The sequence below is a fragment of the Streptomyces sp. SID1328 genome (assembly GCF_009865595.1).
Classification (GTDB): domain Bacteria; phylum Actinomycetota; class Actinomycetes; order Streptomycetales; family Streptomycetaceae; genus Streptomyces; species Streptomyces griseoluteus.
Genome location: NZ_WWKH01000139.1, coordinates 1 through 10,664, shown reverse-complemented (window position 1 = coordinate 10,664; position 10,664 = coordinate 1). Strand labels below are relative to the sequence as shown.

General features: G+C 72.9%; 9 protein-coding genes and 2 pseudogenes. 6 read left to right on the top strand and 5 right to left on the bottom strand.

What is annotated here, in order from left to right:
• Positions 1–56: 56 nt before the first annotated feature.
• The 5 genes and pseudogenes from mshC to GT030_RS04350 form a co-directional block, all read right to left on the bottom strand.
• Complete coding sequence (gene mshC / locus GT030_RS04370) at positions 57–1,286, bottom strand: cysteine--1-D-myo-inosityl 2-amino-2-deoxy-alpha-D-glucopyranoside ligase (protein ID WP_161199930.1); 1,230 nt, start codon at positions 1,284–1,286, stop codon at positions 57–59.
• Between the two features lie 122 nt (positions 1,287–1,408).
• Positions 1,409–2,254 (bottom strand): SCO1664 family protein, encoded by an 846-nt coding sequence (locus GT030_RS04365; protein WP_161199929.1) that lies wholly within the window; start codon positions 2,252–2,254, stop codon positions 1,409–1,411.
• A complete protein-coding gene (locus GT030_RS04360; protein WP_161199928.1) occupies positions 2,218–2,808 on the bottom strand; it encodes a DUF3090 domain-containing protein in 591 nt (196 codons plus the stop codon). Before GT030_RS04360 ends, GT030_RS04365 begins: the two co-directional genes overlap by 37 nt.
• A gap of 105 nt (positions 2,809–2,913) precedes the next feature.
• Positions 2,914–3,348: pseudogene (locus GT030_RS04355) on the bottom strand (histidine phosphatase family protein); the annotation flags it as partial.
• 1 nt (position 3,349) lies between these two features.
• Positions 3,350–4,375, bottom strand: a pseudogene (locus GT030_RS04350) (ATP-binding cassette domain-containing protein); the annotation flags it as partial.
• Positions 4,376–4,463: 88 nt separating this feature from the next.
• Here GT030_RS04350 and mshD point away from each other — a divergent pair.
• From mshD to GT030_RS04320, 6 genes are all read left to right on the top strand, one after another.
• Positions 4,464–5,390, top strand: coding sequence for a mycothiol synthase (gene mshD, locus GT030_RS04345; RefSeq protein ID WP_161199927.1), 927 nt, complete (start codon positions 4,464–4,466; stop codon positions 5,388–5,390).
• A 104-nt stretch (positions 5,391–5,494) separates the two neighbouring features.
• Positions 5,495–5,881 (top strand): GntR family transcriptional regulator, encoded by a 387-nt coding sequence (locus GT030_RS04340; protein WP_161199926.1) that lies wholly within the window; start codon positions 5,495–5,497, stop codon positions 5,879–5,881.
• Positions 5,878–6,762, top strand: a complete 885-nt coding sequence (locus tag GT030_RS04335) for an ABC transporter ATP-binding protein (protein ID WP_161199925.1) — start codon at positions 5,878–5,880, stop codon at positions 6,760–6,762. Before GT030_RS04340 ends, GT030_RS04335 begins: the two co-directional genes overlap by 4 nt.
• A complete protein-coding gene (locus GT030_RS04330; protein WP_161199924.1) occupies positions 6,759–7,733 on the top strand; it encodes an ABC transporter permease in 975 nt (324 codons plus the stop codon). The genes GT030_RS04335 and GT030_RS04330 overlap by 4 nt, the downstream gene beginning before the upstream one ends.
• 216 nt (positions 7,734–7,949) lie before the next feature.
• Positions 7,950–10,202: an RNA degradosome polyphosphate kinase gene (locus GT030_RS04325; protein ID WP_161199923.1), complete on the top strand. Its 2,253-nt coding sequence runs from the start codon at positions 7,950–7,952 to the stop codon at positions 10,200–10,202.
• Positions 10,203–10,281: 79 nt separating this feature from the next.
• On the top strand, positions 10,282–10,664 hold a 383-nt coding region (locus GT030_RS04320), incomplete at its 3' end, for a CHAD domain-containing protein (protein WP_237522192.1).

The window sequence follows — 10,664 nt, the reverse complement described above, 5'->3', positions numbered from 1 at the left end:
AGCGGGGGCGGTACCCGGCCGGGTACCGCCCCCGCTCGTCCCTCAGCTCAGAGAGCTCAGAGAGCCACGCCGAGCAGCGCGTCCACGGTGCGGCTGACCAGGCCGGGGGCGCCGATGTCCGTGCCGCCCTCCGCCTGCTGACGGGCCGCCCAGCGGTCCACGGCCGCGAGCGCGGCGGGCGCGTCCAGGTCGTTCGCCAGAGCCTCGCGGACCTCGTCCACCAGCGCGTCGGCCGAGGGGCCGTCCGGGCGGGAGACGGCGGCGCGCCAGCGGCCGAGACGTTCCACGGCGTCCTGGAGCACCTGGTCGGTCCACTCCCAGTCGGAGCGGTAGTGGTGGGAGTGCAGCGCGAGCCGGATGGCGGCCGGGTCGACGCCGTCGCGGCGCAGCGCGGAGACGAAGACGAGGTTGCCCTTCGACTTCGACATCTTCTCGCCGTCCAGGCCGACCATGCCGGCGTGCACGTACGCCTTGGCCATGGGGAACTCGCCGGTGAGCACCTGGGCGTGGGAGGCGCCCATCTCGTGGTGCGGGAAGGCGAGGTCGGAGCCGCCGCCCTGGACGTCGAAGGTCATGCCCAGGTGGTCCAGCGCGATGGCGACGCACTCGATGTGCCAGCCGGGGCGGCCCCGGCCGAGCGTGCCGCCGTCCCAGCTCGGCTCGCCCTCGCGGGCCGCGAGCCACAGCATCGGGTCGAGCGGGTTCTTCTTGCCGGGCCGGTCCGGGTCGCCGCCGCGCTCGGCGGACAGCACGCGCATGGCGGCCGCGTCCAGGTTGGAGACCTGGCCGAAGTGCGGGTCGGCGTCGACGGAGAAGTAGACGTCGCCGTCGAGGTCGTAGGCCGCGCCGAGATCCCTCAGCCGTTCCACGAGCGGGACGATGCCGGGTATGGCCTCGACCGCGCCTATGTAGTGCTGGGGCGGGAGCATTCTGAGGGCGGTCATGTCCTCGCGGAACAGGGTGGTCTCCTGCACGGCGAGGTCGGCCCAGTCGACGCCGTCGCGGGTCGCGCGCTCCAGCAGCGGGTCGTCGACGTCGGTGACGTTCTGGACGTAGTGGACCTGCCGCTTGGTGTCGAGCCACACGCGCTGGACGAGGTCGAACGCGTTGTAGGTCGCCGCGTGACCCATGTGGGTCGCGTCGTACGGCGTGATGCCGCAGACGTAGATCCGGGCGACGGGACCGGGGTCGAGGGTGACCGGACCGTCGGTCGCGGTGTCGTGAATCCTCAGGTCGCGGCCCTGACCAGGCAGGGCGGGGACCTCGGAAGCGGGCCAGGCATGCATGTACATGAGCGTAACCGGCCATGAGCTGGGGCTACGAACCGGATCGCGCCCAAGGCGGCCGGATGGCCGGATGGGCGCTCTTGCGCGGGGCGTCCGGCTGTGCTCGTCCGTGCCCGCCCGGCTCAGACCGGGGGCCAGGGGATGGCGGGCCACTCCCCGGTGGGTTCGGGGTGGCGGCCGGTGGCGAGGAGGCCGTCGACGCGGGCGCGGGTGGCGTCGATCTCGGCCGGGGTGAGCAGCTCAGCGAGCTTGGCGGCCAGGGTCCCGCCCTCGGCGAGGCTGTCGCGCAAGGAGGCGAGGACCTCGACGGCGTCCTCGGTGAGGGGTTCGCCCGCCCAGCCCCACAGCAGGGTGCGGAGCTTGTTCTCGGCGTTGAAGGAGACGCCGTGGTCGATGCCGTAGAGGTGCCCGGCGACGGTGGGCAGGAGGTGGCCGCCCTTGCGGTCGGCGTTGTTGATCACGGCGTCCAGGACGGCGAGGCGGCGCAGCCGGTCGTCGTCGGCGTGCACGAGCAGCGCGGTTCGGCCCTCGCCGACCTCGGCGAGTCCGATGGCCTTCCAGCCGGGCCCGGCCTCCTCGCCCTCGGCCAGCGCGAGGAGTTCGGCGTCGGTGCTCACCTCGATCCAGAGCTGGCACATGCCTTCGCCGTAGGGCCCGTCGCGCAGCACGGTCGGCGGGATCAGGTCCCAGCCGGTGGCCTTGGACACCTCGTAGGCGGCGACCTCGCGGCCGGCCAGGGTGCCGTCGGGGAAGTCCCACAGGGGGCGCTCACCGGCGACCGGCTTGTAGACGCAGGTGGCCTCCTGGCCGTCGAGGGCGACGGTGCAGAAGAGTGCGGCGTTGGAGGCGTCCCGGATGCGGCCGCGTACGGTCAGCTCGCCGTGGGCGAGCAGTTCGGCGGCGTCCGCGTCGGTTTCCGTGTCCGCGGCGCTCACGCTCCCCGGCGGTATCCGTTCTGGCGCGGACATACGTGTCCTTCCGGGTCGAGCGGGAGGCTGCACAGCGGGCACGGCGGCCGCCCGGCGTTGACGACGTCCAGGGCGCGCTTGGCGAAGGCCCTGGCCTGCGCGCCGGTGAGCCGGACCCGCAGCATCGGGGGTCCGTTCTCCTCGTCCTGGAGGAGGCGTTCCTCGGCCTCGGCGAGGTCCTCGGCGGTCTCGGCGTCCAGTTCCACCAGGGCCTGGGCCTCGACGACCATGCGCTGTTCCTCGCCGTCCCAGGCGAGCGCCATGGTGCCGACGCGGAACTCCTCCTCGACGGGGCTGTCCAGCGGGCCGGTGTCGGTGATCTCGGCCGGGGCGACGGCCGGCACCGCGGCATTGCCGCCGCTGCGCCGCACGACCTCGTCGAGCAGCTCGTCCATGCGTTCGGCGAGCGCGGCGACCTGGGCCTTCTCCAGGGCCACGCTGGTCACCCGCGGGCCCGCGGTGGCCTGGAGGAAGAACGTACGGCGTCCGGGCAGTCCGACCGTGCCGGCCACGAAGCGGTCCGGCGGGTCGTAGAGGAACACCTGACGGGACACGTCCTGTCTCCATTGGGTTCGGGATCGTTGGAGCGGTTCAAGCGGTCGGTAGGGGCGTGCGGGCACACCGTGCGGCCGACCGCCTCACCCTACTGCGGGCGGCGATCACGGTGCGCCCGCACCGCCCCCGACCGGTGCGTCGTCGTCCGGGGGCGTCTCGCGGGGGGCCAGCGAGGCGAGGTCGCCGGTCTCGCCGAGGCGGACCAGATAGGGCCGCAGCCGGGTGTAGCGGATCGCGGTGACCGAGCAGGGCTCCACCGAGACGCGCTGGAACAGGTCGAGGTGGAGGCCGAGGGCGTCGGCGACGATCGACTTGATGATGTCGCCGTGGGAGCACATCAGGTACACGGCGTCGGGGCCGTGCTCGCTCTCCACGCGCGCGTTCCAGTCGCGTACGGCCGCGACCGCGCGGGTCTGCATCTCGCGCAGGGACTCGCCGCCGGGGAAGGCGGCGGCGGACGGGTGCGTCTGGACGACCTCCATGAGGGGTTCGTCCTTCAGCTCGGCCAGTTTGCGGCCCGACCAGTCGCCGTAGTGGCAGCTCCAGCGCCTCGCAGGTGATCGCGCGCACGCCGGTACGGCCGCCGCGCAGCCGCATCCGGATGTCCTGTTCCTTGGGCGGCTCGGGGGGCGGTCCGGCCTCCTCGAACTTGCGCAGCCGGGTCTGCGCGGCCGCGTACCGTGAGGCCATCTCGTGGCTGACCGAGGCCGCCTGCTGGAGGGTGACCACCAGCTTCTTGAGCTGGGCGTGCTTCTCCGCCCACCGCCTGCGCAGCTCCTCGAAGCGCGCGAAGCGCTCGCGGCGGGCGTCGTGGTAGGTGGCGAAGCCGCCGCCGTGCACCCAGACGTCGGCGCCGCCCTCGGCGGGCTCCACGCTGACGATCCGCTCGGCACAGCGGGCGAGCAGTTCCCGGTCGTGCGAGATGAACAGCACGGTCTTGCGGGTGGCCCGGATCTGCTCCTCCAGCCAGCGCTTGCCGGGCACGTCCAGGTAGTTGTCCGGCTCGTCCAGCAGCAGCACCTCGTCGTGGCCCCGGAAGAAGTACTCCAGCACCAGCCGCTTCTGCTCACCCCCGGAGAGGGTGTTCACCTGGCGCCACTGGGCCTGGTCGTAGGGGATGCCGAGGGCGGCCGTGGTGCAGATGTCCCACAGGGTCTCCGTCTCGTACCCCTGGGCCTCGGCCCAGTCGGAGAGGGCCTGGGCGTACGCCATCTGCGCGGCCTCGTCGTCCACGGTCATGATCGCGTGCTCGGCCTCGTCGACCGCCTTCGCGGCCGTGCGGATGCGCTGGGGGGCGACGGAGACGAGGAGGTCGCGGACGGTCGACCCGTCCCGGACGCCCCCGACGAACTGGGGCATCACCCCGAGTCCGCCGCTGACGCTCACCTTGCCGCCGTGTGCGTCGAGTTCGCCCGCGATGATCCTGAGCAGCGTCGTCTTGCCCGCGCCGTTCGGGCCGACCAGCGCGACGGCCGAGCCCTCGCCGACGCGGAACGACACATCACCGAGCAGCGCCCGCCCGTCCGGCAGGTAGTACTCGAGATGCGCCACGTCCAGATGTCCCATGGCCCGCATTCTCCCCGCTCGACCCCGCCGGGCGGAAACGGATTCCCGCGCACCCGGCGCCGGCCGCGCGCGCCGTACCCTCGTACGCATGAGCAGCGACGACTCCGTACGGTCCTTCCCCGCCCGCTCCATCGAGACGCACGCCGCACTCACGCCGGGTCAGGCCGAGGCCGTGCTCGCACTCCTCGCCGAGGCCGCCCGCGCGGACGGGCAGCAGCCGGTGTCCGAGCAGGGCCGGCTGCAACTGCGCGGCGGCGCCCGGCCGGGCGTCTCCCATCTGCTGCTGTACGCGGGGGACGAACTGGTCGGCTACGCCCAGCTGGAGGACACCGACCCGGTGGAGGCCCCCGCCGCCGAGCTGGTCGTGCGGCCCTCGCACCGGGGACGCGGGCACGGACGGGCACTCGGCACCGCCCTGCTGGCCGCCTCCGGCAAGCGGCTGCGGGTCTGGGCGCACGGCGGCCACCCGGCGGCCCGGCACCTCGCGCAGGTGCTGGGCCTGACCCTGTTCCGCGAACTGCGCCAGATGCGACGGCCGTTGACCGGCCTGGAGCTGCCCGACCCCGTGCTGCCCCAGGGCGTGACGGTACGGGCCTTCGAGCCGGGCCGGGACGAGGAGGCGTGGCTCGCGGTCAACGCGGCGGCGTTCGCCCACCACCCGGAGCAGGGCTCGCTGACCCGGCGCGACCTGGACGACCGGGAGAGCGAGGCGTGGTTCGACCCGGCGGGGTTCTTCCTGGCCGAGCAGGACGGCGAGCTGGTCGGCTTCCACTGGACCAAGGCGCACGCCGAGGAGGGGCTCGGCGAGGTGTACGTGCTCGGGGTGCGCCCCGGCCGCCAGGGCGGCGGCCTCGGCAAGGCGCTCACCACGATCGGCCTGCGCCACCTGGCCGGACGCGGCCTGCCCACCGCGATGCTCTACGTCGACGCGGACAACAAGGCGGCGGTGTCGGTGTACGAGCGGCTGGGCTTCACCACCCACGAGACGGACCTGATGTACCGCACGGAGACGTGAACCCTCCCTAAGGTGAACTGAGTTGAGGGGCGTCCGGATTTGACGGGCGCCCCTCTTCTGCACCACTCTTCCACTACTCAATTAGTGAAAGGGTGGTTCAGCGCGTGGTCGAATACCGCATCGACCGGCACAGCGGGGTCGCCACCTACGTCCAGATCGTCCAGCAGACCAAACAGGCCCTCCGCCTCGGACTGCTACGCCCCGGCGACCAACTGCCCACCGCCCGCGAGGTCGTGGAGGCCACCGCCATCAACCCCAACACCGTCCTGAAGGCGTACCGCGAGCTGGAGCGGGAGGGGCTGGTGGAGGCGCGGCGCGGGATGGGCACCTTCGTCCGCCGCACGCTCGGCGCCGCCCCGGCCGACTCGCCGCTGCGGGCCGAGCTGGAGGAGTGGGCCGGGCGGGCGGTACGGGCCGGCTGGGACCGGGACGACATGGCGGCCCTCTTCACGGCCGTCCTCGACAAGAACTTCCAGGGAGAACGTTCATGAGCGAGACCGCGATCGAGGCCGCCGGCCTCGGCAGACGGTACGGACGGCGGGGCGCCTGGGCGCTGCGCGACTGCGCGTTCCGGCTGCCCGCCGGGCGCGTGTGTGCCGTGGTGGGTCCCAACGGGGCCGGAAAGAGCACCCTGTTCACCATCGCGGCGGGTCTCACGGCGCCCACCGAGGGCGAGTTGCGGGTCCTGGGCCTCTCTCCCGCCGAGGCCCGGCCCCGCGTGGGCTACGTCGCACAGGCCAAGCCGCTGTATCCGCAGCTCACGATCGCCGAGACGCTGCGCATGGGCGCCGACCTGAACCCCGGCCGATGGGACGCGGCCGGTGCCGGGCGGATCGTCGCCGGGGGCGACCTCGACCCCGGTGCCCGGATACGGTCCCTCTCCGGCGGCCAGCGCACGCGGGTCGCGCTCGCCCTCGCGCTGGGCAAGCGGCCCGAACTGCTGCTGCTGGACGAGCCGATGGCCGATCTCGACCCGCTCGCCCGGCACGACCTGATGGGCGTGCTGATGGGCACGGCCGCCGAGCACGGCACCACCATCGCGATGTCCTCCCACGTCGTCGCCGAGGTCGAGGAGTCCTGCGACCACCTGCTGCTCATCGGCTCCGGCCGGGTCCGGCTGGCCGGGGACATCGACGACCTGCTCGCGGCCCACCTGCGCGTCGCCGGGCCCGTGGAGACCGAGGGTCTGACCGGGCACACGGTGGTCGAGTCCCGCACCACCGGGCGCCAGCTCTCCGCGCTGATCCGGCCCGCCGGGCCGCTGCCGGGGGACTGGCGCACCGGGCGCCCCACCCTGGAGGACCTCGTCCTCGCCCACCTGCGCGGGGCGGACGCGCCCGCGCTCACCCTGACCGAGGAGCGCGCCGCGTGAGCACCCTCTCCGTTCCAGCAGCCCCCGCACGTCCACGTCAGGCCCGCTGGACGTTTCTTCTGCATCGGTGGGCGCTGATCGTCTGGGCCGCCCTGGTGGTGGTGTCAGGCGGGCTGCTGCTGTGGGCGGCGGGCCCGCTCGCGGACGAGGAGAACCGCGGCTGGCGGCAAGCAGAGGCGTGCAGCAGGCTCAGCAGGTGCGTCGTCGACATGGGCTTGTTCAACAGCGTGTACGGCCTCATGACCACCGCCATGGCCCTGCTGCCGCTCCTCGTGGCCGCATGGGCGGGCGCCACACTGACCGCGCGGGAGCTGGAGTCGGGCACCGCGCTGACGGCCTGGACCCAGGGCGTCACTCCGGTGCGCTGGCTGGCGGTCCAGTTGGCGCTGCCCGCAGCGGTGCTCACGGTGGGCACGAGCCTGCTGGTGGCCCTGCACCGGTTCGCCTGGGGGGCGCCCGACGACCATATGGGTAATCGCCCCACCTGGTGGCAGCCCTTCACCTTCCATGCCAATGGCCCCACGATCGTCGCCGCCTGCCTGACCGCCCTCGCCGTGGGTGCGCTGACCGGCCTCCTGGTCCGCCGCACCCTGCCCGCCCTCGGCATCAGCGTGGCCGCCTCGGTGCTGCTGCTCGGCGGCGCCCACTGGCTCATGCCCCACCTCCGGACGCCCGTGACCGAGGTGGGGCCGTTCCGGGACGGCTATCCCGGCCTTTACACCGGCGTCGAGGTCGCGCACGGCCTGGTCACCCGCGCCGGAGCGCACATCCCCACCCCGGAGTGCCGTGCGACCAGCATGGACGCCTGCCTGCGCCTCTACGAGCGCCACGGCGGCACCGGCTTCTACACCACCTTCCACCCCGCCTCCCACTACTGGCCGCTCCAGCTCACCACCAGCGCCCTGCTGCTGGTCGTGACCGCGCTGCTCACCGCCGCCTCCTTCGTGGTGCTGCGCCGCCGTACCGGCTGACCGACGGGGGCGGTCCCTGCGGGCCGCCCCTCGATTTCCCGGACGTCATGTGCCCGTAACCCTTGATTCAGAACCGCTTGCGACCCTCGGGCGATGGAACCCGTGGCCCCCCACTTTCAGCCGCGGCCCGAGGGGGCCGAGGGTGGCGCGTCCGTTCCCGCGGATCACTTGAGAACAGACGCTGCCGTAACGCCCCTGGCGCGGAAGAATGGGTTCATGAGTCAGCGAGAAGCCCAGGTACCGGCCCACCCGTCCCCCGACGCCGCCCTGCGGCCGCAGCCCCCCGTGGGCTCCATCGCCGCCCACCGGCCGCCCACGGTCGCGGCGACCGTCTCCGACCTGGAACCCGATCTCGACGCCGGCCTCGACGTGTACGAGGAGCGGGCCACGGACGGCGCCCCGCTGCCCCAGGGCCGCTTCCTGGACCGGGAGCGGAGCTGGCTCGCCTTCAACGAGCGCGTGCTGGAGCTGGCCGAGGACCCCGCCACCCCGCTGCTGGAGCGCGCCAACTTCCTCGCGATCTTCGCCAGCAACCTGGACGAGTTCTTCATGGTCCGGGTGGCCGGTCTGAAGCGGCGTATCGCCACCGGGGTCGCCACCCGCTCCGCCTCCGGGCTCCAGCCCCGCGAGGTGCTGGAGATGATCTGGGCCCGCTCGCGCGAGCTGATGGCGCGGCACGCCGCCTGCTACCACGACGACGTCGCCCCCGCGCTCGCGGAGGAGGGCATCCACCTGGTCCGCTGGAGCGAGCTGACCGACAAGGAGCAGGCCCGCCTGTTCACCCTGTTCCGGCACCAGATCTTCCCGGTGCTGACCCCGCTCGCCGTGGACCCCGCACACCCCTTCCCCTACATCTCCGGCCTCTCGCTGAACCTGGCCGTGGTGGTGCGGAACCCGGTCAGCGGCCACAAGCACTTCGCGCGGGTGAAGGTGCCCCCGCTGCTGTCCCGCTTCCTGGAGAGCAGCCCCGGCCGTTTCGTCCCGCTGGAGGACGTGATCGGGGCGCACCTGGAGGAGCTGTTCCCCGGCATGGAGGTGCTGGAGCACCATGCCTTCCGGCTCACCCGCAACGAGGACCTGGAGGTCGAGGAGGACGACGCGGAGAACCTGCTCCAGGCGCTGGAGAAGGAACTCATGCGGCGCCGCTTCGGGCCCCCGGTGCGCCTGGAGGTCGAGGAGGACATCGACCGCGAGGTGCTGGACCTCCTGGTGCGCGAGCTGAAGATCTCCGAGGCCGAGGTCTACCCGCTCCCCGGCCCGCTCGACCTCACCGGTCTCTTCCGCATCCACAGCCTGGACCGCCCGGAGCTGAAGTACCGCAAGTTCGTCGCGGGCACCCACCGGGACCTCTCCGAGGTGGAGTCCGCCTCCGCGCCGGACATCTTCGCCGCGCTGCGCCAGCGGGACGTGCTGCTGCACCACCCGTACGACTCCTTCTCCACCTCGGTGCAGGCGTTCCTGGAGCAGGCCGCGCAGGACCCCGACGTGCTGGCGATCAAGCAGACGCTGTACCGCACCTCCGGCGACTCGCCGATAGTGGACGCGCTGATCGACGCGGCCGAGTCCGGCAAGCAGGTCCTCGTCCTGGTCGAGATCAAGGCCCGCTTCGACGAGCACGCCAACATCAAGTGGGCGCGCAAGCTGGAGGAGGCGGGCTGCCACGTCGTCTACGGCCTCGTCGGGCTGAAGACCCACTGCAAGCTGTCGCTCGTGGTCCGCCAGGAGGGCGAGACCCTGCGCCGCTACAGCCACGTCGGCACCGGCAACTACCACCCGAAGACGGCCCGGCTGTACGAGGACCTCGGGCTGCTCACCGCGGACCCGCAGGTCGGCGCGGACCTCTCCGACCTCTTCAACCGGCTCTCCGGCTACTCCCGCCGCGAGACCTACCGCCGGCTGCTGGTCGCCCCCAAGTCCCTGCGTGACGGCCTGATATCGCGCATCGACAAGGAGATCCAGCACCACCGCGCGGGCCGCCCGGCCTTCGTCAAGATCAAGGTCAACTCCATGGTCGACGAGGCCGTCATCGACGCCTGCTACCGGGCATCCCAGGCGGGCGTGCCGGTGGACATCTGGGTGCGCGGCATCTGCGCGGTGCGGCCCGGGGTCGAGGGGCTGTCGGAGAACATCCGGGTCCGCTCGATACTCGGCCGGTTCCTGGAGCACTCCCGTGTGTTCGCCTTCGGCAACGGCGGCGAGCCCGAAGTCTGGTTCGGCAGCGCCGACATGATGCACCGCAACCTCGACCGCCGGATCGAGGCGCTGGTCCGGGTCACCGACCCCGGCCACCGGGCGTCCCTCAACCGCCTGCTGGACACCGGCATGTCCGACACCACCGCCTCCTGGCACCTGGGCCCCGACGGCGAGTGGACCCGGCACGCGGTGGACGCCGACGGACACCCCCTGCGCAACGTACAGGAGATGCTCATTGACGCCCGGAGGCGCCGGCGTGGCACCACGACACCCTGACCGTCCCCACCCGGAGACCGTCCCGGCGGGGGTCGTCCCCGCCGGGAAGGACGCCGCCGGGGACGACCTCGCCGCGTATCTGAGGGCGCAGGCGACGGAGTTCCTGCGCGCGCTGCGGGCCCAGCGGGAGCACGGGAACGGGGCCGAGGGCGCCGCCGACGCGGGGCGCGCGCTGCGCCGCTCCGCCCGCCGGATCAGCGCCGCCCTGCACACCTTCCACACCCTGCTCGACCCCGCCTGGGCCGACTCGATGCGGCCCGAACTGGCCTGGGTGTCGGGCACCTTGGCCCTGGAGCACGCGCAAGAGGCCCGGCTGGACCGGCTGTTGCTCGCGCTGCACCGGCTTTCCGGATCAACTACGGCGCCGGTACGGGCGGTGGTGCACGCCGGTGCCCCGGCACCGGCCCCCGAGCGGGGCAGTCTCACCGTGGGCGCGGCCAGGGCGGGGGCGCTGCTGGAACG

Coding starts and splice junctions, on each gene's coding strand:
- mshC (WP_161199930.1), bottom strand. CDS start 1,286: ATGCATGCCTGGCCCGCTTCCGAGGTCCCCGCCCTGCCTGGTCAGGGC.
- GT030_RS04365 (WP_161199929.1), bottom strand. CDS start 2,254: ATGTCCGCGCCAGAACGGATACCGCCGGGGAGCGTGAGCGCCGCGGAC.
- mshD (WP_161199927.1), top strand. CDS start 4,464: ATGAGCAGCGACGACTCCGTACGGTCCTTCCCCGCCCGCTCCATCGAG.
- GT030_RS04335 (WP_161199925.1), top strand. CDS start 5,878: ATGAGCGAGACCGCGATCGAGGCCGCCGGCCTCGGCAGACGGTACGGA.
- GT030_RS04325 (WP_161199923.1), top strand. CDS start 7,950: ATGAGTCAGCGAGAAGCCCAGGTACCGGCCCACCCGTCCCCCGACGCC.